The organism is Paucibacter sp. DJ2R-2 (assembly GCF_025717675.1).
GTDB lineage: Bacteria > Pseudomonadota > Gammaproteobacteria > Burkholderiales > Burkholderiaceae_C > Paucibacter_A.
On sequence record NZ_JAJIRT010000001.1, the window covers coordinates 108,080 to 133,895 of the forward strand.

Here is a 25,816-nt window from a genome sequence, read left to right on the forward strand (position 1 = left end):
TCCGGTGGCTTTTTTTCATAGCGCCCAGGCCGAGCCGTTCACCGATTCACGGCTCACCACTCACTCCAGCAAGGCCTGCGCAAACTCGCGCGCATTGAAGGTCTGCAAGTCTTCCAGCTTCTCGCCCACGCCGATGAAGTAGACCGGTATGGCCCGCTCGCGGGCGATGGCTGCCAGCACGCCACCCTTGGCCGTGCCGTCGAGCTTGGTGACGATCAAACCGGTCAGGCCCAGCGCGTCATCGAAGGACTTGACCTGGCTGAGCGCGTTCTGGCCGGTGTTGCCGTCCACCACCAACAACACCTCGTGCGGCGCGTCGGCCTGCGCCTTGGTGATCACGCGTTTGATCTTCTTCAGCTCTTCCATCAGATGCAGCTGCGTCGGCAGGCGGCCGGCCGTGTCGGCCAGCACCACATCGCAGCCGCGCGCGCGGCCGGCGCTGACCGCATCAAATGTGACCGAGGCCGGGTCACCGCCCTCCTGGCTGATGATCTGCACCTGGGTGCGGTCGGCCCAAACGGACAGCTGCTCGCGCGCCGCCGCGCGGAAGGTGTCGGCCGCGGCCAGCAGCACTTTCTGGTCGGCCTCGGCCAGATGGCGGGTCAGCTTGCCGATGCTGGTGGTCTTGCCGGCGCCGTTGACGCCCACCACCATCATCACCGTCGGGCTGTGCTGGCCCACGGCCAGGCTCTTCTCCAGGGGCTTGAGCAGTTCGGCCAAAGCTTCGACCAGCAGGCCACGCACCGCCTGAGGGTCGGTCGCCTTGGCTTCCTTGACGCGGCGCTTCAGGTCCGTCAACAAATACTCGGTCGCCTTGACGCCGGTGTCGGCCATCAGCAGCGCCTCTTCCAGCTCTTCGTACAGGGCATCGTCGATCTGGGTGCCAGTGAAGACCTGGGCGATGCTGGAACCGGTCTTGCGCAGGCCTTGGCGCAGCTTGTCGATCCAGCTGCGACGGGGCTCGGGTGCCGGGGCAGGCACCGGCGCGATCGGTGCCACAGGCATGGCGGGCGCGCTGACCGTCACAGGCTCGGCGCTCAGCACCGCGGCCTGCGCGGGCGCGGCCACAGGAGCCGGAGCCACCGGCACTGCGGCGACAACAGCCTCAGGCGGCGCCTGGGGCAGATCGACGCTGGCCACCGCGGGCGCCGGTACGGGCTCGGGCGCCGGGCTGCTGGAGAACTTTTTCTTGAAGAAGCTGAACATGGGCACTCTTGGCTGCGGCACTGCGGCAACTTCGTCATCGCGAAGCCGGGGCAGCGTCGGCGGGCAAGCGGGCCGGCGGTGCCGGCGCGTCGCTCAACCTTGTCATCGGGGTTCCGGATCGCAGCGCCGGGTTCAGCTCGACACCCACGCATGCGATCGCGCCCGAATCATAAACGGCGCCCCCTGGGCAGCCCGGCGACACCCAGAGCCGCCTCGGCGGTGGATACTCAAAGCCCGCTTCGCTTCAGGCCGTCGGCGACCCCGTCCGGCCCACGCAACGATGGACATTCTTGACGCCCAGGCCACGGCCGGCCTGCTGCCCTTCGACCGCCTGATTCCAGCCGTGGCCCAGGCCATGCGAGATTTGCGCGCCGGCACCATCCATGCGGCCACCCGCTCCGTCTTGCCCCTGCCCGAGGGCGGCAGCTATCTGGCCATGCCCTGCACCGATGCGCAGTACGCCATCACCAAGCTGGTCGCCGTCACCCCCGCCAACCGCGCCCTCGGCCAGCCCACCATCCAGGGTCGCCTGCTGGTCAGCAGCGCCAGCCACGGCGAACCACTGCTGGTGATGGACGGCTCGGTGGTCACGGCGCGCCGCACCGCAGCCGTCACCCTGCTCGGCATCGAAACCCTGCTGCAGCGCCCACCCGCGGTGTTGACCCTGGTCGGCACCGGCGAGCAGGCACGCAGCCACGCCTGGGCCATGAGCCAGCGCTGGCCCGGCGTGCAGCTGCGATGTGTGGGCCGCAACCGCGGCCAGGGCGAAGCCTTCGCCGCGCAGCTGAGCAAAGAAGGCCTGAGCGGCTTGCGCGGCATGGCTCTGGATCAAGCGCTGGAAGACTGCGAGGTCACCGTGGCCGCCACCACCAGCCTCAGCGCCGTGCTGCCCGCGCATGTGGCCGACCCCACCTTGATCGTCGGCATCGGCAGCTTCACGCCACAGATGGCCGAGCTGCCGGCCAGCGAAGTGCGCCGCCGCCAGGTCTGGGTCGACGACCTCGACGGCGCCCGCCATGAAGCCGGCGACCTGCTGCAAGCCGGCATCGACTGGACCCGCGTGCACAGCCTGGCCGAAGCGCTGCGTCATCCCGACCTGATTCGTGCGCCCCTGCTCTTCAAAACCGTCGGCCACGCGGCCTGGGACCTGGCAGCGGTGCGGGTCGCGCTGCAACCCAAGCCTTGACATGGGCGGACCTGCCGGAACCACGCGCGGCAACTCGCATCCACGGGCTCATCGCCCCGTCGAATTCAAATTTCCTGAGATTTTTTCAAAGAAGTCTTGCACGGCCGGAAAAACCGATGCTATAGTAGAGGGCTTGAGGCGCTTTAGCTCAGCCGGTTAGAGCGACGGAATCATAATCCGCAGGTCCGGGGTTCGAATCCCTGAAGCGCCACCAAATAAAGTCTATGTACATCAAGTACTTAGACGCAAAAGCCACCCTAGCGGTGGCTTTTTGCTTTCTGGCTTCGTCGCACGATGTAAGGGCGGATGTAAGACCATTTGGCGAATCCCGAGCCAGGGCTTCGGCAACCACGGTCAGGCCGCCAAGAACGAAGCAACACGCGCATTTTCGCCAACGCGCACTTTGCGCGTAGCTCGGTTGGATTGACGCTGCCGGCGCTCGACGCGCCGCTTTCCGGCGCGACCATCGATGGCTTTCCGCGCAATTCCCTATGCTCTGTATCGAGGTTGCGAAGCAGGCCCAGCGGCGCACTGAACGATGCGCCGCCCAACGAGGCATTGCAGCTGAACTTCCCGCGCGCAGAAGCACATCGCTGATTTTGCAATTGCCGGGACTCTTGCGGCCGGCATCTCGCTTTGATGCGATTCGCAAGAGTCCCCACAAAAAATGGAACCCGGCACATTACTGTTCAACACGGGCCCAATGCCCCGTGTCAAACAAATCAATGGCGCAAAAGACAAGACCGCTCATCACCCCGCTCGACCAAGAAGCCCGCTCCGCGCTGCCGACGGACGAGGCCGCGTACCACCTCAACAGGTCGCCGCAGACGCTACGCCTTTGGGCATGCAAGGACAACGGCCCACTCCGGCCATCCAGGATCAACGGCCGCTTGGTCTGGTCCGTCGACTTGATCCGCAGCCTGATCGCCGGAGTGACCTGCGCGTGAGTAGCGTTTTCCTCAAAGCCAAGACCATCAGCGGCACCGCAAGGCTGCTGTACGCGATCAAGCACAACCGCCGCCAGATCCCGGAGAAGGATGGCCGGCGACGTCGTATCGATCCGGACCTTGCGCATCTGAACGCGCACCTGACGGGCACGGCCGCTGCTAGCGAAGTAACGGCATACGCGCGGGCATGGCTTGAGGCCGCCGGCGTCGTTCCCCGAAAGAATGCAATCCTGTGCATCGAGTTCGTCATCAGCCTGCCCACTCGACACCACACCGAGCTGCGCCAGTTCTTCGCTGACGCTACCGCATGGCTTGGCCGTCGCTATGGAGGCGAGGGCAACATACTGAGCGCCGACATCCACTACGACGAGGCGAAGCGACACCTGCATGTCCTCGTCATGCCGCTCATCAATGGCAAGTTGAGCGGAAGTAAGGCCCTCGGTGGCCTGGCAGACCTGTTCCGCCTGCACCAGCAGTTCGGAGACGAGGTGGCCGCCAAGTACGGCCTAACCATGCTGGCAGGTCGCTTGTCCACCAAGGAGAAGGAATACCTCGCGGCTGCCGTCATCCGGCGGCTGCACGAACGGCACAGTCCACTTTTGCGCGACGAGACCTGGCCCTCGATCCGCGATGCGATCCACAGGGACCCTGTCCCCTTCGCGCACGACATCGACATGGGCGAAGTGGCTGGCCAGCCGCCGCCGAAGACCGCGCACTCCGGCGCTTCCGTACCCGCCGCAAAGAAGAATGGCGATGACAGAAGCCAAGATCAGCCGCGCCGCTATCGGCCTCCGGCCAGATCGCCCAAGAAGTCCTCGCTACAGCCGGCGCGCTCGGTTGCAGGCAAGGTTGCAAAAAGTTGCACCCGGCAAGGCATCCTGCAACCAGCTCCCTAGCGGCTATTCGCCCAGCAGCCTGCCGCAGACGACCATGTGATCAATAGCCATGACCATCGCGGCTCGGTACTTGTCGTTGGCGACCGAGTCGATGGCTGCGGCGATGCGCAGGGCCTCGCTGCTCAATCCTGACTCTTGCCCCATCTTCCCGGCGACGCGCGGAGCCGTGCGGGCCCGCGACGTGGACGCTCCCTTAGCGCTCTTTTGCGCAGTGCTGGCGGCCCCATTGAGTGCGGCGCGACGCAGCAGTTCCAGCCGCTCAACGATCAAGGTCCCCGCCATCTCGGACAGCGACCTCCTGTCGGCCGCCGCAGCGGCCTCCAACCACTCGAAATCCTCCTGTGAAATGCGGGTCGCAATGCGTGCGCGGCCCCCAGTCAAAGGAAGCGTCCCAGTGATCTCATTGACCACGGCATCGTCGAGCTTGGCCATGGCCGCCTTGATTTCGTTCAGTGAAGCCTCCTGACCAGCGCCGGCATCACGCTGGAGCAGCGTGCGAGCAATGTCTCCGACGGACCGCCTGCAAATGCGCACCAAGGCATGGACGATGGCTGCTTGCTGCGGCGGCATGTAGGCCGTAACGCGGCCCAGATTGATGTTGCTCATGTGCTCGGATGTTTCGACGTGATGTGTCGTGTGTGCAGATATGAGGTCATGCTACCAAAACGGTAGTACATCGAGGTGGTCTTATAGGAACGATCCTCGCCTTTGGGCGAGGTATTTGCATGTCGGTCATTGGGAGGCGGCTGAAGGCTGCGCGGCTACGCGCCGGGCTGTCTCAGGAAAGACTCGGCCTTGAAATCGGCCTCGAAGCGGAGTCAGCCAGCGCTCGGATGAATCGATACGAGACTGGCGCGAGGGTGCCCGCGCTCGAACTCATCGAGCGCGTGGCCTCCACACTCAATATGCCGGCGGCCTACTTTTACACCTCGGACGATTTGGTCGCAGAAATTCTCTGTGCGGTGCATGTGCTGCCAGTTATGGCACGGCAGGAAGTTTTGTCCGTCGCTTCAGGGCTGGCCGACATCGCCCGCCAGCAGTGACGTGCTTGGCTGGGAACAGCTGGCCAGAGCTTCGGTAAAGGCTCAGGGCGCTGTCCAAGTGCGTGGGTGCACGGCAAGGCTACTGTCAATGCCGGTTATTTCTTCCGAGACGCCAAGATCTCCTGCACCTGGCGATCCACTTCCTTGAAGTGCTGCCTCAGCGACTCGATCTCGGACGGACTCAGGCGGTTTGAAGCGAAAGAGCGGGCGGGCTTCGGACTCTGTGAAGTAGTCGAAGCCTCGGCCGGTCGCGGTGAGGTTGTGCTCTTTTGGATGGCCATGCTCGAATCAAAGTTCGCCCGGAATTTCCGGGCTCAGTTGAGTTTTAGTGCTGAACTACTTGCATGCTAGACCCGCAGCCGACAACACCCTGGCACCGCCTACATCGACGAGCCAGCCTGATTCGGGGGATCAAGAGTAAGAAACATATGCCAAGCCATCAGCCTATTCGGCCAAACGTGCGCTCGCCATCCTGAACATTGCAAGGTCCAGCGCGACTAGCGGCTTGAGGCGGCCCTCTTTCCCTTCAGCGGCAAGTATGTTTAGTCAATCTGCACTCCGAGGCATGAGGTCCGAGGCATGAGAAAAGGCAGGTGCGGGAGATCGAACAGCTCAATTGATTTCACATGACGGCGCATCAACTTCCGCGACTCGCAGAGACGCGCGTGCGCAGTTTGAAGCCAGTTTGCAGCGCAAGGCGACACAGCGCCCTGCGGTGTGATGGGTGCAGCCATGCAACCCAGGCTGGAGGCTCACCAAAGCGGGAACGATAGTGCTGCAACTGAGCCTGCCATCCCCAGCCGGTGGCCTGGGGAAAACGATGCGTGATGCTGCGGCCCGAGGGCAGCTCACACAGTTCAGAAAACTGACCTACCCACGGGTGCTCGCTAAGAATCTCAAGCACTTGGCCGCAGATTCCTGTCGCCGCTGGCCCGCCACCGGGCGCGACGAACTGCGAAGCTAGCCCGTCGGCGCAGGCCAGAAAGGCGCCCGGATCCTGGCCTAGATAGAAATCCAAAATCTGATCGCCCAGCGAATGAGCTGGCCCGGAATGAACAGTTTTGGCGTTCATGCGGCAATCAACGCAAGAGGACCAGTTTCGGCACTGCATCGGCACCGCTCCAGAGAATCGCGTTCTGCTCCAGGCGTTGGCCGAGCGCCTGGGCATCTTCCAGAGAAAGCCCGATGACGAGGTAGCTGGGTTCGCCAGGCCATTGGTTCGACGCATGCTGCCCGCAGCCCTCGACGAAATGAACGCCCCGCTCTTGCAGTTCCTGCGCAAGTGCGGCCTGGCGTTGCACATTCTCTTGCTCGCTCAGCGCCCGGCTATATGGGTTGAAGGCGGTGATGAAGGCACTGCCGCTGGCTCCATGCGAACGATGGATGGCTAGCAAAACGTCGTTGACCAAGTCGACCCTGAGTACGGTCGGTTGATCACCATAGACGTGAAAGTCGGTCTGCCGGTAGGCGAGGACCAGGTCCGGAGGGATGCACGTTGTCGACATCAGATCTTGTTCACAGCTCATGTGGCAAGCTCCCTGTTGATCAGGTCCCGCAAGTCGCGCAGCTGCGCGGCTGTAAACAGGCCCTGGAACTTCACCTGCTGTTCAGGACGCCGCGCCGTTGGCACATAGCTGATCAGTCGAAGGCTATGCCCGAATGGCGTCTTGGTGAGTTCCGCCCTCAGTTCAAAGGCAGATGTTGCTTGGATGATGGCCTGCATCTCATTTTCTCCACCCCCGCGTGCCGATATGAAGTCGGCAGCGAGGCGGGGAGCAGCTCGGCAGGCGACCTTTAGGCGTTGTTGACGCGGCGCCAAGTAGTGCTTAAAGCCCGCGACCGGCTGTTGCCGATGGGCCCAGTCTAGCGCTATGCGGTTTACTCGTCGAATACTCCCTGACGATTGCTCGCGCGCCCTGTAATCCACCTCGCATCGAATCGAAAGCACGGCGCCCAAAACAGGCCGTTGAGTCTGTCGGTGGAGGTTGGCATCACAGCTTTTGCTGCCAGTCGCGCAGATCAACTGGGACACCACTTTAGGCCAGATTCGGTCACATAGCCCCCCAGACTAAGCGGCAGCAATGTGAGCAAAGCCGAAGTTCAAACTTGAGGTCTGGATTCCGCAACGCAGCGGTTGCGGTCCTTCATGTCGGTGGGGCCTACGTCCGGTTTCTATCGCTTTGCGATCGCTGGGTACGCCAGATCTGATTGCGCCCAGGCGAACGCGCGCATTTACTTGCTAACATTGATTTGCGCCGGTAGGTGCATTGCGATGTCGACGGTAGATCTGGCGCGCATGAACAATAAATATCCACCAGGGAGCGGTGCCAATGCATATCGAAAGTGTCACCATCACCGGATTCCGGTGCTATGGCCCAGTCCCGACGGTCATTCATCTCAGCCCAGGCCTGACTGGGTTCGTCGGTGCCAATGCTTCCGGCAAGACTGCGGCACTCCAAGCCCTCATGCGCCTGTTCGGGGTAACCCGGGCACTCCGCACGGTCGTCCTCTCTGACTTCCATGTGCCACCCACCGAGACCGAGCGCCCCAAATCGCGGGCGCTGACCATCGATGTGCAGCTGAGTTTGCCGGAGCTGGCGGACGGTAGCGCTACCGCGACAACTGTGGCGCCCGTATTCCGTCATGTACGGGTGGAGCGGCCCGGTGGTAGTCCGCTGTGCCGGTTGCGGCTGCGCGCTCGCTGGGATGATGACGGTACGGCCGAAGGTACTGTCAGCCAAGAACTGAGCTGGATCGGGACTGCCGAGCCGATCGTCCGCGACGACCAGGCTTTCCCCGTGGCGCCCGCTGACCGTGGCTTGATCCAACTGTTCTACACACCGGCTAGCCGAGATGCAGCCACGCAGATCCGCGCCACGACAGGGGCTCTAGCCGCGCGTCTGCTCAGGGCGATCGAGTGGTCAGCAGGGACGCAGTCTGCGGTCAACGCTGCCACGGAACAGCTGATGACCGCGTTTGGCGGCGAGAAGGCCATCCAAGCGATCAGCCAGTCGCTGTCCCAGCGTTGGGACGCCCTGCACGAGGGCGACATCGACTGCGCGCCGGAGCTCAGCTTGACGAGCCGACGCTTCGAGGAAGTCATCGCACGCATCGGAGTAATGTTCAAGCGCGGCCCGGCAGGCCAGGACCGTGGGCTGGAGGCCTTGAGCGACGGGCAGCAGTCCCTCTTCTATTTTGCGCTGGCGGCGGCCGTGTTCGATGTGGAGCGGGCTGCGGTCTCAGGCCGGATCGAGGGGTTCAGATCCGAGGAACTCAGCGTGCCTGCCCTGACCCTCTTCGCCGTTGAGGAGCCGGAGAACCACGTGACTCCGTACTACCTCTCGCGGATCCTGAAGCAAATCCGCAGTCTCGTGGAGACCGGTGCCGGGCAGGCCTTCGTCAGCAGCCATGCGCCCTCGGTGCTCGGGCGCATCCCACCCGAGGATGTGCGCTATTGCCGACGCGATGCGGCCAGCGGAACATCGACCGTCCAGCCCATCCCGATGCCCGCCGGCAGCGTCGAGGCGATCAAGTTCGTCCGCAATGCCTTCCTGGCCTTCCCGGAGCTGTACTTCGCGCGTTTCGTTCTGCTGGTCGAAGGTGACTCCGAGCGCATCGTGCTGCCGAGGCTGGCCGAGGCCCTGGACCTCCTGGTCGATCCGTCCTTTGTGGCCATAGTGCCGCTCGGTGGTCGCCATGTGAACCACTTCTGGAGGCTGTTGAAGGGACTGGGCATTCCGTATGCCACTCTGCTCGACCTGGACCTGGGGCGCGACGGCGGTGGTTATGGCCGCGTCAAGAACGCGCTGCAGCAACTGCTTGCACTGGGAACCCCTCGGGAGCAGATCCTGGCCTTGTCTGACGACTCGATCCTGACCGACGAGAAACTGGCAACGATGGATACGTGGGCCAGCGCGAACCTCGAAAGCTGGCTCGACTCTCTGCAGCACTCGTCGTCGGTCTTCTTCTCTTGGCCCTTGGATCTCGATCTGGCCATGCTGCACGCCTTCCCGGCCGCATATGCAGCCACCATCGAAGGGGCGGGACCGCGCATGACCAACAAGGCCGCCGCCAGGGTGGTCCTGGGAACGTCGGGATCCGGCCTTGCCGGCTACACCGGCAACGCGCAGCCTTTCGGCGCTCACATGGCGGCCTATCGCTATCACTTCCTGACTCATAGCAAGCCCGCCACTCACCTGCGGGCCCTTACGCACATCGATTTGCCCGCGTTGCGTGTCGGCATGCCTCCGGTACTCAAGCGTGTGTTGCGGCACATCGCCGCCCAGGTGTCGCAGCTGTGAGCATGGCCTTGCCGCCGCGGCGCATCCCTTCGGCCGACTGGCTGCCGGTGGGCGTCGACAGCCTTGAGCCGAATGCGCTGACTGTGGTGCGGTCCAATGAGCACTGTTCGGTGCTTGCCGGACCGGGCGCGGGAAAAACGGAGTTGCTGGCGCAGCGGGCAGCCTTTCTCTTGCAGACGGGCGCCTCCCCCGCCCCGCAGCGCATCCTGGCGATCAGCTTCAAGCGCGACGCCGCGCGCAATCTGTCCCGCCGCGTGCGCCAGCGCTGCCACGCGGATCACGCGAGGCGCTTCGACTCCCTGACGTTCGACGCATTCGCCAAAAGCCTTGTCGATCGTTTCGGCCAAGCGCTGCCGGACGGCTGGCGGCCGACAGCAGACTACGGCATCCTGTTCCCGAAGAAGGCCTACTGGGTCGACTTCTTGCGACGTGCCGGGCTGGCGCAGGACAACCCGTTCGAAGCCGCTGCCGTTCAGACCATCCCGGCCACCGCGTTCGAGCGGCGCCATGTCCTGGACGAACCCCTGCCAGAAGCCGGCTGGCCCACCACCACGGCCGGCCGCTGGGCAGGTCAGCGCTTTTGGGATCAACAGTTGCGCAGCGCCGACCGCAGCTACCTGTCCTTCCCCATGCTCAGCCGGCTGGCCGAGCTCTTGATCCGCTTCAACACAGCGGTAGGCCATGCCCTGGCCCTGACCTATTCGCATGTGTTCATGGATGAATTCCAAGACACCACCCAGGCCCAGCTCGACCTGGTCCAGACCATCTTCCTCGGCACTCCGACGATCATGACGGCTGTGGGCGACAACAAGCAGCAGATCATGCGCTTCGCGCTCGCTATGGATGACCCATTCGCCGCCTTTGAGCGGTCCTTCGGCGCGAAACGCATCCCGCTGCTCAGCAACTACCGGTCATCACCCGAATTGGTCCGCATTCAGCACGTGCTGGCGCAGGCACTGGACGCGAATGCAGCGCGCCCCGAGTCCAAGGCCAAGGCAGCTATCTCAGACGCCTGCTGTTCCATCTGGGACTTCACCAGCACACGCGTGGAGGCCAGCACGCTCGCAGCCTACGTCGCAACGCAAATGCGAGAGCACGGCCTCCTGCCGACCGATTTCGTGCTGCTGGTCCGGCAGAAGGCCGAGGACTATGCCCAGGTGCTGACGCCCGCCTTTGCTGCAGCCGGCATCCCCGTCCGCAACGAAGCCGCTTATGTCGGCAGTCAGATGCTGCAGGAATTGCTGACGGAGCCGCTTTCGGAGTTGGTGCTCGTGATGCTGCGCCTGGCCTGCGCCGCACGCGGCGGATCGAGCTGGAGCGAGGCTCAGCATGCGTTGGCCGAGTTGCGCGGGATTGACCCCACCGATGATCGAGCCCGGCGCGCGCTGGCCCGCGATCTGGATGGCTTCGCAAGTGGTTTTGTCCGACAACATCCGCAGCCCCCAACCACCGAAGCGCAAGCCCGGTCCATGGTGCAGGTGGTGCTGACGTTCCTGGATCCCAATGCCCTGGTCGCCGCGCACGCGCCCTATGGCCAGGGAAACTGGTTCGCCGAGGTGGAGAGCAGCGTCGTGCTGCACCTGCTGGCTAGCGCCGCGCAAGCGCAGGACTGGCGAGCCGCACTGGACGCCTATGAGGGCGCCAACGCGCTCCCCCTCATGACCCTACACAAGAGCAAAGGCCTGGAGTACCACACCGTCATTTTCGTCGGGCTCGATGACGATGCCTGGTGGAGCTACACCCAGGACCCGGTCGACGCAACGGCCGGATTCTTTGTCGCATTCACCCGCGCCAAGCAGCGGGTGATCTTCACCTACTCGCCGGAGCGCGGCCAGCGAACGAAGGTCGCGCCGCTCTATGAATTGCTCGACAAGGCCGGCGTGCCGCGCATTGCAGTGGCGTAGCTCGAATTCAGGACCGGAGGCTTCACCATGATCCAGCCCAGCATCTCCACCTTCGGCGCCGCACCGTCGATGGTGGGCTACCTGTACCAGGTCCGGCTCGCCCTGCTGTGGGCAATCCGGCGCAGCCGTACCAGCGACTTCGTTGTCAGCCTGGAGACACTGGACGACGTGAGTTTCGAAGTCGGCGGAGAACCGCTGGCGGTGCTGCAGGCCAAACATTCGATGAAGGCGGCTGCGACCCTGACCGACCTGAGCGTTGAACTATGGAAGACGCTGCGCGTCTGGCTGGTGGGCCTGGCCAGCGGTGAAATTCCGCTTGGCACAGCGCGCTTCCTGATCACCACCGCTGCGGCCGCGCCCGGAAGCGCGTGTGCCGCCCTGGGTATCGACGGCCGCGACCGCGACGTGGCTGAGGCCGCTAAGCGACTCAAGCATGCAGCGACTAGTTCCACCAACAGCGAGCTCAAGCCGGCTTTCGAGGCCTACCTCGCACTGGATGAGGCTGAGCGCGAAGCCCTGCTGGCACAGGTCTACGTGATCCCGTCGCAGCCCGACGCCGTAGAGATCACAGTGCAGTTGCAGTCCGAGCTCTACCATGTCTCGCTGAACCATCAGGCGCTGTCGGTGCAGATGCTCGAAGGTTGGTGGTTCAAGCGGGTGCTGAATGAACTGGTGCACCCGGAGGGCGGGATCCCTCGCGCCGAGATCGACGCGCAGATCTCGGACATCCAGGAATCACTGAAACCCGACGCCCTGCCGATCGATGAAGACCTCGACGCGCTGATGGTCGCGCTGGAACAACTGCCTGAGTTCGCTGATCGCCCGTTCTACAAACAGGTCGAACTGGTCAGCGGTAGCCAGCTGCGCATCCGCAACGCGATCACCAGCTATCTGCAGGCCTTCCGGCAACGCTCTGCCTGGACCCGCCACGACCTGATGTTCGATGCCGATCTGGACAAGTACGACAAGCGCCTGCAGGCCGAATGGGAGCTGCAGTACGGCCAGGTCTGCGACGAGCTCGGCCCGGACGCTACCGATGCGGCAATGGCACAGGCGGGGCGCGCCCTCCTGAAGTGGGCAGAAGACGCCCCAATCTCCATCCGTTCGGGTGTTAATGTCCCTTGGGTGTGCCGCGGTTCGCTGCACATGCTCGCAGAGGACATGCGCGTGGGCTGGCATCCACAGTTTAAAAGCAGGCTGAAGGCCGTCCTTGACGCGGTCTCGCAGGGGAAGACGGCATGACGGCTTGGCAGGATCGCACCATCGAGCAGCGCAACCTGCTCAACCCGGCCTTCTGCGCTGTTGCGGTGTGGCATCTCGCGCGCGGCTACACCACCGAGGCAAAGGCGCTCAGCACAGGCCAAGCCGCGCTGCCGTTTGAGTTGGCATTCGTGGGCGCGAGCCTCGTCCTGCGTGGCCAGACGCGCGAGCAATTGCCCCGCACGATCACGAGTTCGCTGGCCACCTGGGTACACGATCACCCACTGGAGCGATCGGCCGTCGCCAAGGGCGTGGTCGTGTTGCGGCAGACAGTCCGCGAGGCCTTGCTGTTCGGCGCGCAGCACCAGATGCTCGTGCTGGATGGCCGCTGGATTGACGCCGGCGAATTGCAAGCCAAGAAGATCAAAACCTACCTGGGCGCATCGAGCACTGAGGTGAGGGACTGCATGCGCCAGGCCGTGTTCGTCGGTCGTTGGCTGTGCAAAGCGGGTGCGCCCCCAACCGTGTTGGCGCTATTGGGAGTTCAAGCATGATTCAGATTCGCGCAGTGGTGATCTATAGCCACGACGGACGCCACCGCGTGGTGCCCTTCGAACCAGGCCGCGTCAACATCATTTCCGGAGACTCCCGCACGGGCAAGTCGGCCATCCTGGGCATCATCGACTACTGCTTCGGGGCCAAGGAGATTGACGTGCCCGAGGGCAAGGTCCGCCGCAATGTGAACTGGTTTGCATTGCTGCTGCAGACACCGCGTGGTCAGGCCTTTGTGGCGCGCCAGCTGCCGACAGGGGACGGCAAGTCCAACGAGGCGGTCTACATTCAAACCGACACGGAGGTCGACATTCCTCCTGCATCGGCGCTGCGTCAGACGACCAACCGAGAAGGATTGCGTTCGCTGCTGGCCTCCTGGACCGGGTTGTCGGACTACCTGCACGAACCGCCGGCTGGGCAGACCCGCGACGCGCTGGCTGCCACCATCAGCCATGCGCTCACCTTCTGCTTCCAATCGCAGAATGAGATCGCGCAGCGCAAACACCTGTTCCATGGCTCCAGTGATCGATTCGTAGCGCAAGCGATCAAGGACACCCTGCCCTACTTCCTGGGCGCGGTCACCGACGACTACGTCGCCAATCAGCAGGAGCTCAAGCGCGTTCGCGCCGAGATCCGTCAGATCGACCGCCGGCTTGCGGAAGCCGCCGCGATCCGAGGCGATGGCGTGGGCCGCGCGGACACGCTGCTGGCAGAGGCCAAATCTGTGGGCATGAGCGAGCTTCCTGACAGCGCCCCCTGGCAGGAAAAGCTCGACACCCTCCGCCAGATTCAGAACAGGCAGGTGCCCTCCGCGGCGGCAGAGGTTGACGGCGACGGCGAGTTCCGCAGGCTTTCCACGGTGCGCAGTGAACTCGTGCAGGAGCAGCGCACCTTGCAGTCCACGCTTGAGCGTGCCCGCAGCTTCGAAGGCAGTTCCAAGGGCTTTTCGGTGGAAGCGCGAGAACACACAGCGCGCCTGCAAGCGGTGAGCGTCTTCGAGCATGACCAGCCAGGACATGCCTGCCCGTTGTGTCTGCAAGGGCTGCCCGAAGCCTCGCAGGTTCCGTCCATCGGCGACCTGCGGGCCGCCCAGGACTACATCGGCGAACGCAGTGGCGCGATGGATTCGGCGACCCCACGCATCGAGACCGCCATCCAGGATGTCGAGACCAAGCTCGCGGATGTGCGGCGCCGCCTGGAAGACAACCGCGTCCTTCTGACGGCGGTCAAGCGGGGCAACCAGCGTCTGCAACTGGCCTCGGACATGGAGGCGCGACGCGCCATGGTGCTCGGCCGGATCAGCCTGTACATGGAAAACATACCGCAAATGCCGGACCTCAGTGAGCAGCAGGAGCGACTGAAAGAACTGCGGCTGCAGGAGGGGCTGCTCGACGAGGCGGTCAGCACCGACACCATCCAGGTAAAGATGGAGTCCTGCTTGTCCAACGTCAACCAGCATCTGTGGAACTACGCCAAGCAGATCGACCTGGAGTATTCCGATACACCCTTGCGCCTGGACCCTCGCAACCTGACCATCGTGGCGGACACGCCGGAGCGGCCGGTGTCGATGCGTGAGATCGGCAGTGGCGAGAACCATGTCGGCTATCACATCGTGGCGCACCTGGCCCTGCACACCTGGTTCGCGAGCCGCGGTCGGCCGGTGCCATCTTTCCTGCTACTGGATCAGCTATCGCAGGCGCACTTCTCTCCGGACACGGTGCCAGGCGGGGGTGTGACGCAGGAGAAGATCGACGCCGATCGCAAGGCAGTAAAGCGCCTTTTCGGCCTGATCTTTGACGTGGTCGCCAGCCTGCAGGGCAAGTTTCAGGTGATCATCACGGATCACCCGGACTTTAGCGATGACATCCGCTTCCAAGCCTCATTGAGCGAGCGCTGGCGTGACGGACTCAAGTTGGTGCCCGAAGATTGGCCACGTGCCACCTGAGCGCCTTCGTGCTGGCGTCCATGCCTCTGGGTGCGAATGACCGCCAACGGCAGGAGCAGTCATTGGGGCGCTGACGCAGGACGACCGCAGTCGGCCTGCTGCCGAGGTTCAACCAACTTCAGCTTCGTACGCATCTCTGCCATCCATTCTCGGCGCCCGAGTTACCAGAACCGCCGAAAGCGGTCGTCCGGCGCCAACTTACTCAACTCCACCTAAGCCAAAGTTCAGAAGTACTCCACGCCAACGGAAGTTCATCGAGTGCCGGAGTGCCGGTCTGTCTGGACTCAAGTTGCGAGGGGCCGGGCTTGCCACGGCTAAAAGTACTCTCATGAATGCCTCATGCACTAGTCGTCGCCACCAATTCCCCCTGGACCTAACCTTCCCATAACGCCATAAACCACTCACAATAACTGCGCACATCCATGCACTGAGTCCATTTTCTTTGCCGCCCTAGGTCGACTGTTACGAAGGGCGATACGTCGCCCAGACACTGAATGACAATGCAGGACTCCGCGAAGGAAAAAATGTCTCAAGCCAGCGAATCGAGCGCGGACACGATGTCATCGCCGGACGTGCAGCAGCCGCCGCTTTGTCCGTCGAAAAGGATATCGGACTGGCTCCTCAGTCTGTCGCCGTCCGACTACGAGATGACGGTCAGGAAGCTCTCGGCACATGGGGGCGTTGGCAGCAGATCCCGGCCAAGGACACCCCCCGGCTGAGAGAACCTGACCGGCAGGCTGAACTACGTGAGAAACGTAGTGAATCCAAGCATCAATTCCGCGCCGCAACAGGCCGAGGCGTCGACTCCCTTACAGAGTCCGAAGCCCACCGGCTTGCCTGGTTCAAACCGCCTGAGTCCGTCCGAGATCGAATCGCTGCGGCAGCACTTCAAGCAGATGCGGGAACATTTGGACGCGACGGAGCCGTAACTGACGAGGACGGCGGCTCGGCCTTCTCCATGCCGCAGGGCGCGACCTGAGACTCTCCCGAGGCCTCGCGCCCGGACAAGGTGCCACGTCCTGCAAGACAATAGGGTGGCCCTCAAGCGCGTTGCCGGGGCCATCAAGGACTCCGGTCAGGCGCCGCCAGAAGTACAGCGCTACTGATTCAACAGAACCAAGAAGCACTGAGGGAACTTTGATCCAATCATGTCGACTCAAAACAGCAATGCTGCACCCCGCCCGGCCGAAAATTCGACGCCTTCTCATTGTCCGAATCTCGCCAGTTCTTCCAACTCAACCCGCCTGAGCCCGGCCGAGATCGAAGAGCTGCGGCAGCACTTTAAGGAGGTGGGACGCCAGGTACAAGAGATCCTGGCGTCTCGGGAGAAGTCACCAACCCTGAGCGGCGACAACAAAGCGGCACCGTCGTTGCGGTGATCAACCGCCGCACATCCGGACGAATGCGCGACGCGCATGCCGAGGCTTGCACGCAAGGCGGTCGATTAGATCTCCTCGGGCTCCAGGTTCTAGAAACCGCACACGCATGACATCGAACAGATGCCATTCCACGGCATCTCCGATTTCGGCAGGGGACTCTCCTGGGAGTCCCCGATGCGTCCCCGGGGACATTGCAATTGCCCCCACCATCAAAGGTTCATGGCCAGCTCGCAAGCAGCCACAGCCCTCACTGCAGGCCTGCAGCAGCCTCTGGCCTGCGGCCTCAATGCTTGTCCTCTGCACTAGCACTTCTAGTGCAGCAGGCATCACTAAAACGCGACCGTGCTTGCTGGAGTGCTCTGCAGTCTGACGCTTCGGCAAAGCGGTGTTTCGCCGGGGATTCGCCGGGGATTCGCCGGGGATTCCAGGGGGATTCCAGGGGGATTCCCAGGTGAGTCCCCTGGGACAGGCGGAAAAGCTGTCGTAGCGCGCTCAAAGCTACATCAGGAAACAGCAGACAGTTTCGGACGGGCCTGGGAACTGCCTGCGGCCTCGAAGGCAACGCCTGCCTGATCCAGGATCCACGCCTCGATACGCTCATGGTGAACTCGCAGCAGATCCAAGGGGCGGCGCTTGTAATGCTTCTCGGCCGTCGCGCTGGGCTTGTGGCCCTGGATCTGTGCGACGACGCCAGACGGGATATCCAACCACTCGGTGAGGCTCGAAAAACTGCGACGCAAACCGTGCAGGGTCAGACCTTCGAGCCCTGCGCCGGCAGCAGCACAGCGATGCGCGCTGCTGGGATCGGTTAGGTGCCCGGTTGCACTGGCTTGCACGAGGGCGCCTGTGGGTGCAGTCGAGCCCTTTCGAGAGTGCTTCGCCTGCCGCCGTCGAATGCTCTCCGGGTCCAGGCTGAGCGCCCTTGTACTCGCGAAAACCCACTCATTTCGGCGAGGCAGACCGGCGAGAAGATGAGCAACGTAGGGAGTGAGTGGAATCAAGCGCTCGCCTTCCACCTTGTCCCGGATGGCCAAACTCTTCCACTGCGTATTCACGTCCTGCCACTTCAAAGTCAACACTTCGCCCGGACGCGCGCCTGTCATCAGCAACACGCGCAGGTAGGCGCTGATGACGGGGTTCTTAACTTGCTCCACAGCGCTGAACCAGGCCGGAAGTTGCTCCCGCAATAGGGCGTCATCTTTCGCTGCCGGTTTGCCGAGCACTTCACGCGCCTTCTTTGTCTTCGCCGGATTGGCATTGACCAGCAAGCGCGAGTACTCGGAATGCTCGGCGCACCAATTCAAGAAAACTTTCATGCAGCGCCAGCAAAGGCGTGCGTAGGTCGGTCGAACTGCCGCGTGTTCTCCGGCCCATGCCTCCAACACAGCCGGCGTCAGTTCCCGGATCTGGAACGACATCAATTGGAAGATTGGACCAGGCAGTGTCTTCGGCTTGCTGCCGTCGGGAGCGAGTTTGACGCCGCGCTTGCTGACCTCTCCGCCTGCTTTGCTCATCTTCACGTGATCGGCAAAGTTGCGCTCGCCCCAAAAAGGCTTGCGGTCTTCAAGGTAAACCGCCCAAGCCTCGCCGACGGTGACGCTGGCCAGCTTCTCCGCCTCCACCTGCGCTGCCTCAGCCACCTTTCGGGCTTGTGTCGCCGCGATTGCACTGCGCTTGAGGTCACGTGGGTCTTTACCCTCGTCAATCATCCGCTGCAGTTCCCGCGCTTTGGCTTGTGCTTCAGGGATGCTCCAGGCATCAAGGCCGCCGATGGTCAGGCGCAGGTCCTTGCCTTGGTAGGTGCTTTGGAACACATAGGCTGGCTTTCCAGCCGGCGTGGACCGAACTCCGAGGCCAAGCACATTGGAATCCCATAGAAACGCCTGCTTTTTGTCGCCAGGACACTTGAACCCGTTGACCCTGCCGACCGTGAAAGACACCTTCGCCATGCTGACCTCTTCTTTGTCTTACACCGCCACCGATGTAAGGGCGGATGTAAGACTATTCTTTAAAAACAGGCGAACTTCCTTCAACGCCTCAAGGCAAACTTTATCACTAAGTTGTTGATTTTTATATGTTTAATCAATTCCGTTCAACACAAGCAAACATGCAATACAACGGAATCATAATCCGCAGGTCAGGGGTTCGAATCCCTGAAGCGCCACCAAAACATGAAAAGCCCGCAACCTAAAGGTTGCGGGCTTTTTTCTTTTCTGGCGCTCTGTGCTTCTCTGCAAGCACAGTGAAGCAGCAGAGGAAGACGAGGTATCTGTCAGGCGCGAGCCTCAGGCTGAGCCTCAAACGCCGCAAGCACCCGCTTGCGAACATCACGCCCAGCACCCCGCGACCAGACTAGGCTCAGGAGCATCCGGCCGACCAGCTTCAGCGCGAGCGCGAAGACCAGCCACAGAAACAGCACGAAGCCAAAGAGTGCAATGCCGTTGGCGGCCACCTTGCCTTTGCTGAGGTCGGCACCGGCATCCACCCATTGCCGAGTTTCGCGGACCAACTCGCTGCCGCCCGAGGCGGCCTGCTCCGTCAACGTGCCCGTCAACTCGGCGACAGGGATCACGCCGTTGGCATGCGCCATCAAATGATCAAGGGCCCGGCTCGCTTCGGGATGGGTGTGCTGATGCAGAAGGACCAAAGCACAAATCACGGCCAAGGCCAAGGTCACCCAATTGGTCAGCAGGCGATACCAGAGCGGGCGGCGCAGCAGGCCGGCGGACAGGGCCCAGCGCTGCCAGTCCGAAATCAAGGCATGGGTCTCGCCGCTGGCAAAGTTCTGAGCCAGCAAGGGGGCGCTCTTTTTCTTGCCGCCCGCTTTCGTGCCGCTGGCAATCCGCACACGCTGACCGGCGCGCACGGCCATGTCGACATCGGACAGACGGAAGGCGGTCTCCTTGCCGTCGTCGCTCTTGACCCAGAACTCCAGCTGCTCCGAGGTCGAACTGATGATTTGGGTGCTCGCGATTTGACCCGAGCCCTGGTTGATGTAACCGCCACCGCCGGAGCCTCGCACATGGGTCTCGCTCCATTTCTGCTGCGAGACCACCTCGCCCTCGACGACGTCCAGCCACATCTGGCCCGCCGGCATGGCCACCTCTTTGCGCATCACATCCGCCCCTTTCACTCTCGCTCTGTTTGTTCGCTGGGTCACTTGTTCCTGGCTTGGTGTGCCCGCTCATTCATCGCAGCCGCCGCCAGGCAGAGCGCAGCTTGCCCGTCGCAGCGCCACAACGCCATCACCCGAAGGGGCGGATTCGCCCCCGGCGGTGATGGCGGCGCAGAGCCTAGCGTTGCAACAGCACTGGCTAGGCGCTGAGGTCTGCGGCGCTTGCGCTCTGTTGTGATCCTTGCGCTTGCTGCCCTTCGTGCAAATTGGCGCCGTGCGCCGAGGCCTGGCCCGCTGCCCTGCGCCCATGCACCCACCGATACAGCACCGGCAGCACCAACAAGGTCAGCGCCGTCGAGGACAGAATGCCGCCGATCACCACCGTGGCCAGCGGGCGCTGGACCTCGGCACCGGTGCCCACGGCCAGGGCCATGGGCACGAAGCCGAGCGAGGCGACCAGGGCCGTCATCAGCACTGGACGCAGGCGGGTCAACGCGCCTTCGCGCACAGCTTCGTCGAGGCCCAGGCCCTGCTCTTCGCGCAGGCTGCGGATGTAGGCAATCATCACCAGGCCGTTGAGCACCGCCACCCCGGACAGGGCGATGAAGCCCACGCCGGCCGAGATGGACAGCGGGATGTCGCGCAGCCAGAGCGCTGCGATGCCGCCGCTCAACGCAAAGGGCACGCCGGTGAAGACCAGCAGGCCGTCCTTGAGGTCGCGGAACATGGCGAACAGCAGCAGCAAGACCAGGCTCAGGGCCAGGGGCACGACGAGTTTGAGGCGCTGGCTGGCGGACTGCAGCTGCTCGAAGGTGCCGCCCCACTGGGTCCAATAGCCCGGCGGGATCTTGACCTCGGCCTGCAGCAGGGCTTGCGCCTCGGCCACAAAGGAGCCGATGTCGCGTCCGCGCACATTGGCCGTCACGACCACGCGGCGTTTGCCTTGCTCGCGGCTGAGCTGGTTGGGGCCTGGCGCCATGTCGAACTGCGCCACCTCGCCGAGGGTCACGTAAGCAGGCGAAGCATTTCCACCCGTGGACGTGGGCATGGACGGCAGACGCAGCGGCAAACGCTTGAGCGCCTCCACATCGCTGCGCAAGGTCTCGGGCAGGCGCACGAGGATGTCGAAGCGGCGGTCGCCCTCGAACAAGGTGCCCGCCTCCTGGCCACCGATGGCAATCGCCGCCGTCTCCTGCACCTCGGCCACGCTCAGGCCCAGGCGGGCCAGCTTGGCGCGGTCCAGCTGCAGGCTGAGCATGGGCAGGCCGGTGGTCTGCTCGACCTTGACGTCGGCCGCACCAGGGATGCGCTGCAGCACCGCCGCGATGGCCTCGGCGCTGCGCTCCATCACCGCCATCTCGTCGCCAAACACCTTGACCGCCACATCGCTGCGCACGCCCGAGATCAGCTCGTTGAAGCGCATCTGGATGGGCTGGGTGAACTCGTAGTTCTGGCCCGGCACCTGGGCCACGGCCGCCTGCAGCGCGGCCACCAGGTCGGCCGTGGGCCGCTTGGGGTCGGGCCACTGGGCGCGCGGTCTGAGCATGACAAAGGTGTCGGCCACATTGGGCGGCATGGGATCGGTGGCGATCTCGGCCGTGCCCAGCTTGGCGTAGACGCGCTGCACCTCGGGGAAGGTCTGGATCACCCGCTCCAGCTCCGCCTGCATGGCCACCGATTGGCTCAGGCTGGTGCCCGGAATGCGCAAGGCATGCAGGGCGATATCGCCCTCGTCCAGGCTGGGTACGAACTCGCTGCCCATGCGGCTGAGCATCAGGCCGCTCAGGCTCACCGACACTGCCGCCAGCGCCAGCACCAGGGGCTTGTTCAGCAAGGCCCAGTCCAGGGCCGGCGCATAGCCGCGGCGGGCCCAGCCCATCAGGCGGTTTTCCTTTTCGGCCACGTGATCGCCGATGAACAAGGCCACGGCCGCCGGCACAAAAGTCAGCGACAGGATCATGGCGCCCGCCAGGGCCGCCACCACGGTGAAGGCCATGGGGTGGAACATCTTGCCCTCGACCCCGCTGAGGGCAAAGATCGGCAGGTAGACCACCATGATGATGAGCTGGCCGTAGAGCAGCGGCCGGCGCGCCTCACGCGCGGCGGCGAACACCTCGGCAAAGCGCTCGCTGCGACTGAGCGGCCGGCCGGCCAGGGCCTGGGCATGGGCCAGGCGGCGCACGCAGTTCTCGACGATGACCACGGCGCCGTCGATGATGATGCCGAAGTCCAGCGCGCCCAAGCTCATCAGATTGGCGCTGACGCGATTGGCCACCATGCCGCTGAACGTGAACAGCATGGCCAGCGGAATCACCGCCGCCGTGATCAGGGCCGCGCGCAAATTACCGAGGAAGAGAAAGAGCACCGCCACCACCAGCAGCGCACCCTCGAAGAGATTGCTCTTGACGGTGGCAATCGCCTTGTCGATCAGCACCGTGCGGTCGTACACCGTCTGCACGATCACGCCCTCGGGCAGGCTGCGGGCGATCTCTTTGAGCTTGAGGTCCACCGCGAGCGCGACCACGCGGCTGTTCTCGCCCATCAGCATGAAGACCGTGCCCAGCACCACCTCGCGGCCGTTCTCGGTGGCCGCGCCACTGCGCAGCTCCTGGCCCAGGCCCACCTCGGCCACATCGCGCACACGCAGCGGCAGGCCCTGACGGGTCTGGATCACCGTGTTGGCAATGTCCTCGATCGAGCCCAGTTGACCCGGCGCGCGGATCAAATACTGCTCGCCGCGCCGCTCGATATAGCCGGCGCCGACATTGCTGTTGTTGCGCTCCAGCGCCTGCACCAGCTCGGCCATGCTCAAGCCATGGGCCACCAGCTGCTCGGGCCGGGGCGCCACCAGGTACTCCTTGGCATGGCCGCCGATGGTGTTGATCTCGGTCACGCCGGGCACGGTGCGCAGCTGCGGCTTGACGATCCAGTCCTGGATCTCGCGCAGATCGCTGAGCGTGTAGGCCTGGCCATCGGGCCGGCGCGCCTCGGGCTTGGCCTCCACCGTCCACATATAGATCTCACCGAGGCCGGTGGCGATGGGCCCCAGCGCCGGCGCCAGGCCGGCCGGCAGCTGGCTGCGCGCCTGCTGGATGCGCTCGTTCACCAGCTGGCGGGCGAAGTAGATGTCGGTGCCGTCCTTGAACACCACGGTCACCTGAGACAAGCCGTAGCGCGAGAGCGAACGCGTCTGCTCCAGATTCGGCAGGCCCGCCATGGCCGTCTCGATGGGAAAGCTGACGCGCTGCTCGGATTCCAGCGGCGAGTAGCCGGGCGCCTCGGTGTTGATCTGCACCTGGACATTGGTGATGTCCGGCACGGCGTCGATGGGCAGGCGTTGCAGGCTGTACACGCCCCACAAAGCCATGGCCAGCACGCCCAGCATCACCGCCCAGCGCTGGGCGATGGCGGTTCGTATGAGTTTTTCAAACATGATGGTTTGCGTCCTCTCGCTTTTTTTCTTCTTCAGTGCGCGTGGGCTGCGGCCGACTTGCCCAGATCGGCCTTGACGACAAAGCTGTTGGCGGAGGCATAGCGCTCCCCGGCGCTCAGGCCTTGCAGCACCTCGGTGTGGCTGCCGTCGCTGCGGCCCAGGCGCACAGCGCGGGCGACCATGTGCTGGCCCTCGCGCACATAAACCTCGTCACGGCCTTCGCGGTTTTGCAAGGCCTCGTTGCGCACCGCCACCGGCACCGTCACTTCACCGGCTGCGCCCGTTTGGCCTGTTTGCAGCGCCACCGTCACCGGCTGGCCCGGCCGCCACTGGCCGCGCGGGTTGGGTAGCAGCAAGCGGGCCATGGCGCTGCGGCTTTGCTCGGCCACCGTGCTGCCGATATGGCTCAGCGTCAGCGCCGGCTCGCTGGCCGGCGCGCCCTGGATGCGGCCGCGGGCGCCGATCTGCAGTTGGCCCAGGGTCTGCACCGGCAGGCTCAGCTCCACCCACAGCGTGCCCAGATCGGCCAGCTGGAAGATGGGCGCATCGTCCTTGAGCACCTCGCCGACGCTGATCTTTTTCTCGACCACCACGCCGGCCATGGGCGCGCGGACCTCGTAGCGGGTCAGGCCCGCGGTGCCGCTGGCCGCCGCGCCGGCGCCCAGGGCTTGCAGCTTCTGGCGCGCGTTCTCGGCGGTGATCTCGGCCTCCTGGAAGGCCTGGCGGGCTTGGAGGTAGTCCTGCTCGGCGCTGATCTTTTCCTCCCAGAGCTTCTTCTCGCGCTCGTAGACGCCGCGCGCGAGAGCCAGGCGCTTTTGCGCCGCCAGCAGCTCGCTGCGCTGGTCGGCCAGGGCCTGGCTGGAGATGACGGCCAGCACCTGGCCGGCCTGCACCCGGTCACCGGCGCTGACGCGCACCGCCTCGACCTGGCCGGCCAGGCGTGGCGTCACCAGCACGCTGCGGTCCTGGTTCAGCTTGACCTCGCCCAGCAGCTCCAGGCTGCGGGCCAGGTTGGCCGGCCCGGCGGCTTCCAGGCGGATGGCCTGGCGCTGCAGCTGCTCGTCGCTGAGCTCGACGAACTCTTCGCCGCTGTCGGCGGAGCTGGCCGCCGTAGCAGGGGCCGAGGCGGCCACCACGGGCGGGGCCACCACAGACGGCGCTTCTTCGTGGGCCGCCTCGCCTTCGCCGTGCGCATGGGCGTCAGCCCCGGCCACGGCCGGCCCGCCGCGCAGGATGGCCCAGCCACCGGCCAGGCCCAGGGCCAGCACCACGGCCACGGCCAGGGCCTGCTTCTTGGGGCGTGCTGCCGGGCTGGGATTCGTAGGTTCAGTGTGGGTATTGCTCTTCATCATCATGATGTGGTGTCTTGTTGGGTGGTGGGCTGCACGGCGAAAGGCGGCAGCCCCAAAAGGCGGGCGATCTCGGCGGCGGCGCGCCAGGCTTCGGCGCTCTGGCGCAGGGCTTGCTGGCGCAGCTGGAACAGGCTGCGCTGGGCATCGAGCACGTCGATGAAGGCGAACTTGCCCAGCTCATAACCGCGCAGCGCGGTGTCAAACGCCGTCTGCGCCAGCGGCAGCTGCTGCTCGCGCAGGCTCAGCTGCTGCAGGCGGGTCTGGCGCAGACGCTCCTGGGCTTGCGCCAGGTCCAGGCGTAGGCGAGCTTGTGCGGCGGCCAGTTGCTCGCGCGCCTGCTCCTCGCGCTTCAGCGCTTCGAGCAAATTGCCCTCATTGCGATCGCGCAGCGGCAGAGGCAAAGACAGGCCGATCACGGCCATGCTTCGCCCCGTTTCTGCCTCACGCTTGGCGCCCAGGCTGACGGTCACATCGGGCACGCGCTTGGCGCGCTCACCGGCCGTCAGGGCCTGGCGGCGGGCGATGTCCAGGCGGGCCAGGCGCAGGGCTGGCGCTTCATCGAGCGCCGTGCTGCTGGGCGCGACTTCGGCGCTGCCGGGCGGCATTTGCTCGGCCTGGCCCTCGGCGCGATCGAAGCGGGCCTCGGCGCCGCCCCAAAGTGCAGCCAGGCGCTGGCGGGCGAGGCTCAGTTCACTGCGCGCCTGGGCCAGGTCCGCACGCGCGGCGCCGGCGGCGACCTGGGCCTTGTGCAGCTCCAGCGGCGCCACCTTGCCGGCCTGCAGGCGCAGCTGCACCGCCTGCACGCTGCGCTCGGCCAGCTGCATGGCCGATTCGCCAAGGCGCTGCTGTTCCTGCGACGCCAACAGTTCGAAGAAGGCCGAGCTGACGGCGGCCTGCAGCTCGGCCTGCCGCGCCTGCAAACCCACGGCCGCCTGCTCGCGGGCATGGGCGGCCGCGGCCACCCGGGCGGCGCGCTTGCCGCCCAGCTCCAAGGCCTGGCTCCACTGCACGGTGCTGCTGCGGCTGGCACGGCGCGTGTCTTCGATCAGCAGGCTGAGCTCGGGGTTGGGGCCCACGCCGGCTTGCTGCTCGGCCGCTTCCTGGGCCTGCAGCTCCAGGCGCGCAGCGGCCAGATCGGGGTTGTGGCTCAGGGCCAGGTTCAGGGCTTGCGGCAGGCTCAAACTTTCCGCGGGAACAGGCTCAGGCGTTTGCGCCCGCAAGCCCGGGCTCAGCAGCGCCAGGGCGCAGAGCCACAGCGCACTGGCGCGCGTCATCCGCACCGGCACCGGTACAAAGGAAATGAGAAAAGGGGTTCGCATCGAACACTCCGGTTTGTGTGGAAAAACAGCACATTCGG

The 25,816-nt window shown here is 64.4% G+C and carries 19 protein-coding genes and 1 tRNA gene; 10 read left to right on the forward strand and 10 right to left on the reverse strand.

The window, feature by feature from the left end:
• Positions 1-60 precede the first annotated feature (60 nt).
• Entirely contained in the window at positions 61-1,206 is a 1,146-nt protein-coding gene (ftsY, locus tag LNV28_RS00480; RefSeq protein ID WP_263517004.1) for a signal recognition particle-docking protein FtsY, read from the reverse strand.
• A gap of 280 nt (positions 1,207-1,486) precedes the next feature.
• Here ftsY and LNV28_RS00485 point away from each other — a divergent pair, with 280 nt between their 5' ends.
• From LNV28_RS00485 to LNV28_RS00500, 3 genes are all read left to right on the forward strand, one after another.
• Positions 1,487-2,392, forward strand: coding sequence for a delta(1)-pyrroline-2-carboxylate reductase family protein (locus tag LNV28_RS00485; RefSeq protein WP_263517003.1), 906 nt, complete (start codon positions 1,487-1,489; stop codon positions 2,390-2,392).
• 137 nt (positions 2,393-2,529) lie between these two features.
• Positions 2,530-2,606 (forward strand) — tRNA-Met (locus tag LNV28_RS00490).
• A 729-nt stretch (positions 2,607-3,335) separates the two neighbouring features.
• Positions 3,336-4,235 carry a plasmid recombination protein gene (locus LNV28_RS00500; protein ID WP_263517002.1) on the forward strand — a complete coding sequence of 300 codons (900 nt, stop codon included), beginning with the start codon at positions 3,336-3,338 and terminating at the stop codon, positions 4,233-4,235.
• Between the two features lie 3 nt (positions 4,236-4,238).
• Here the strand turns inward: LNV28_RS00500 and LNV28_RS00505 are convergent, their stop codons facing one another.
• On the reverse strand, positions 4,239-4,841 hold the full coding sequence (locus LNV28_RS00505) for a hypothetical protein (protein ID WP_263517001.1): 603 nt from the start codon (positions 4,839-4,841) through the stop codon (positions 4,239-4,241).
• Between the two features lie 119 nt (positions 4,842-4,960).
• Between LNV28_RS00505 and LNV28_RS00510 the strand changes: the two genes are divergently transcribed.
• The gene (locus tag LNV28_RS00510) at positions 4,961-5,278 is read left to right on the forward strand and encodes a helix-turn-helix domain-containing protein (protein ID WP_263517000.1); all 318 of its coding nucleotides are present in this window, start codon (positions 4,961-4,963) and stop codon (positions 5,276-5,278) included.
• A gap of 637 nt (positions 5,279-5,915) precedes the next feature.
• Here the strand turns inward: LNV28_RS00510 and LNV28_RS00515 are convergent.
• Genes LNV28_RS00515 through LNV28_RS00525 form a run of 3 tightly spaced genes read right to left on the reverse strand, consistent with a single transcriptional unit; the run spans position 5,916 to position 7,001 of the window.
• On the reverse strand, positions 5,916-6,350 hold the full coding sequence (locus tag LNV28_RS00515; protein ID WP_263516999.1) for a hypothetical protein: 435 nt from the start codon (positions 6,348-6,350) through the stop codon (positions 5,916-5,918).
• Positions 6,351-6,357: 7 nt separating this feature from the next.
• Positions 6,358-6,804, reverse strand: coding sequence for a DUF3293 domain-containing protein (locus tag LNV28_RS00520; RefSeq protein ID WP_263516998.1), 447 nt, complete (start codon positions 6,802-6,804; stop codon positions 6,358-6,360).
• Positions 6,801-7,001: a hypothetical protein gene (locus LNV28_RS00525; protein WP_263516997.1), complete on the reverse strand. Its 201-nt coding sequence runs from the start codon at positions 6,999-7,001 to the stop codon at positions 6,801-6,803. The genes LNV28_RS00520 and LNV28_RS00525 overlap by 4 nt, the downstream gene beginning before the upstream one ends.
• A gap of 607 nt (positions 7,002-7,608) precedes the next feature.
• Between LNV28_RS00525 and LNV28_RS00530 the strand changes: the two genes are divergently transcribed.
• The 6 genes from LNV28_RS00530 to LNV28_RS00555 all read left to right on the forward strand — a co-directional run bounded on the left by LNV28_RS00530 (position 7,609) and on the right by LNV28_RS00555 (position 16,559).
• The gene (locus tag LNV28_RS00530; protein WP_263516996.1) at positions 7,609-9,579 is read left to right on the forward strand and encodes an ATP-dependent nuclease; all 1,971 of its coding nucleotides are present in this window, start codon (positions 7,609-7,611) and stop codon (positions 9,577-9,579) included.
• Positions 9,580-9,581: 2 nt separating this feature from the next.
• Positions 9,582-11,483, forward strand: a complete 1,902-nt coding sequence (locus LNV28_RS00535) for a UvrD-helicase domain-containing protein (RefSeq protein ID WP_263516995.1) — start codon at positions 9,582-9,584, stop codon at positions 11,481-11,483.
• Positions 11,484-11,510: 27 nt separating this feature from the next.
• A complete protein-coding gene (locus tag LNV28_RS00540) occupies positions 11,511-12,725 on the forward strand; it encodes an ABC-three component system protein (protein WP_263516994.1) in 1,215 nt (404 codons plus the stop codon).
• Positions 12,722-13,237, forward strand: a complete 516-nt coding sequence (locus tag LNV28_RS00545) for a three component ABC system middle component (RefSeq protein WP_263516993.1) — start codon at positions 12,722-12,724, stop codon at positions 13,235-13,237. The genes LNV28_RS00540 and LNV28_RS00545 overlap by 4 nt, the downstream gene beginning before the upstream one ends.
• Entirely contained in the window at positions 13,234-15,180 is a 1,947-nt protein-coding gene (locus LNV28_RS00550) for a DUF3732 domain-containing protein (RefSeq protein ID WP_263516992.1), read from the forward strand. The genes LNV28_RS00545 and LNV28_RS00550 overlap by 4 nt, the downstream gene beginning before the upstream one ends.
• 1,148 nt (positions 15,181-16,328) lie before the next feature.
• Positions 16,329-16,559: a hypothetical protein gene (locus LNV28_RS00555; protein WP_263516991.1), complete on the forward strand. Its 231-nt coding sequence runs from the start codon at positions 16,329-16,331 to the stop codon at positions 16,557-16,559.
• A 503-nt stretch (positions 16,560-17,062) separates the two neighbouring features.
• Here LNV28_RS00555 and LNV28_RS00560 read toward each other — a convergent pair.
• The 5 genes from LNV28_RS00560 to LNV28_RS00580 form a co-directional block, all read right to left on the reverse strand.
• The gene (locus tag LNV28_RS00560) at positions 17,063-18,508 is read right to left on the reverse strand and encodes a tyrosine-type recombinase/integrase (protein ID WP_263516990.1); all 1,446 of its coding nucleotides are present in this window, start codon (positions 18,506-18,508) and stop codon (positions 17,063-17,065) included.
• A 323-nt stretch (positions 18,509-18,831) separates the two neighbouring features.
• On the reverse strand, positions 18,832-19,674 hold the full coding sequence (locus LNV28_RS00565; RefSeq protein ID WP_263516989.1) for a hypothetical protein: 843 nt from the start codon (positions 19,672-19,674) through the stop codon (positions 18,832-18,834).
• 199 nt (positions 19,675-19,873) lie between these two features.
• A complete protein-coding gene (locus LNV28_RS00570; protein ID WP_263516988.1) occupies positions 19,874-23,107 on the reverse strand; it encodes an efflux RND transporter permease subunit in 3,234 nt (1,077 codons plus the stop codon).
• A 32-nt stretch (positions 23,108-23,139) separates the two neighbouring features.
• A complete protein-coding gene (locus LNV28_RS00575) occupies positions 23,140-24,462 on the reverse strand; it encodes an efflux RND transporter periplasmic adaptor subunit (protein ID WP_263516987.1) in 1,323 nt (440 codons plus the stop codon).
• The gene (locus tag LNV28_RS00580) at positions 24,459-25,778 is read right to left on the reverse strand and encodes a TolC family protein (RefSeq protein WP_263516986.1); all 1,320 of its coding nucleotides are present in this window, start codon (positions 25,776-25,778) and stop codon (positions 24,459-24,461) included. The genes LNV28_RS00575 and LNV28_RS00580 overlap by 4 nt, the downstream gene beginning before the upstream one ends.
• Positions 25,779-25,816 lie beyond the last annotated feature (38 nt).

Coding starts and splice junctions, on each gene's coding strand:
- ftsY (WP_263517004.1), bottom strand. CDS start 1,206: ATGTTCAGCTTCTTCAAGAAAAAGTTCTCCAGCAGCCCGGCGCCCGAG.
- LNV28_RS00485 (WP_263517003.1), top strand. CDS start 1,487: ATGGACATTCTTGACGCCCAGGCCACGGCCGGCCTGCTGCCCTTCGAC.
- LNV28_RS00505 (WP_263517001.1), bottom strand. CDS start 4,841: ATGAGCAACATCAATCTGGGCCGCGTTACGGCCTACATGCCGCCGCAG.
- LNV28_RS00510 (WP_263517000.1), top strand. CDS start 4,961: ATGTCGGTCATTGGGAGGCGGCTGAAGGCTGCGCGGCTACGCGCCGGG.
- LNV28_RS00515 (WP_263516999.1), bottom strand. CDS start 6,350: ATGAACGCCAAAACTGTTCATTCCGGGCCAGCTCATTCGCTGGGCGAT.
- LNV28_RS00520 (WP_263516998.1), bottom strand. CDS start 6,804: ATGAGCTGTGAACAAGATCTGATGTCGACAACGTGCATCCCTCCGGAC.
- LNV28_RS00525 (WP_263516997.1), bottom strand. CDS start 7,001: ATGCAGGCCATCATCCAAGCAACATCTGCCTTTGAACTGAGGGCGGAA.
- LNV28_RS00530 (WP_263516996.1), top strand. CDS start 7,609: ATGCATATCGAAAGTGTCACCATCACCGGATTCCGGTGCTATGGCCCA.
- LNV28_RS00535 (WP_263516995.1), top strand. CDS start 9,582: ATGGCCTTGCCGCCGCGGCGCATCCCTTCGGCCGACTGGCTGCCGGTG.
- LNV28_RS00540 (WP_263516994.1), top strand. CDS start 11,511: ATGATCCAGCCCAGCATCTCCACCTTCGGCGCCGCACCGTCGATGGTG.
- LNV28_RS00545 (WP_263516993.1), top strand. CDS start 12,722: ATGACGGCTTGGCAGGATCGCACCATCGAGCAGCGCAACCTGCTCAAC.
- LNV28_RS00550 (WP_263516992.1), top strand. CDS start 13,234: ATGATTCAGATTCGCGCAGTGGTGATCTATAGCCACGACGGACGCCAC.
- LNV28_RS00555 (WP_263516991.1), top strand. CDS start 16,329: ATGTCGACTCAAAACAGCAATGCTGCACCCCGCCCGGCCGAAAATTCG.
- LNV28_RS00560 (WP_263516990.1), bottom strand. CDS start 18,508: ATGGCGAAGGTGTCTTTCACGGTCGGCAGGGTCAACGGGTTCAAGTGT.
- LNV28_RS00565 (WP_263516989.1), bottom strand. CDS start 19,674: ATGCGCAAAGAGGTGGCCATGCCGGCGGGCCAGATGTGGCTGGACGTC.
- LNV28_RS00570 (WP_263516988.1), bottom strand. CDS start 23,107: ATGTTTGAAAAACTCATACGAACCGCCATCGCCCAGCGCTGGGCGGTG.
- LNV28_RS00575 (WP_263516987.1), bottom strand. CDS start 24,462: ATGATGATGAAGAGCAATACCCACACTGAACCTACGAATCCCAGCCCG.
- LNV28_RS00580 (WP_263516986.1), bottom strand. CDS start 25,778: ATGCGAACCCCTTTTCTCATTTCCTTTGTACCGGTGCCGGTGCGGATG.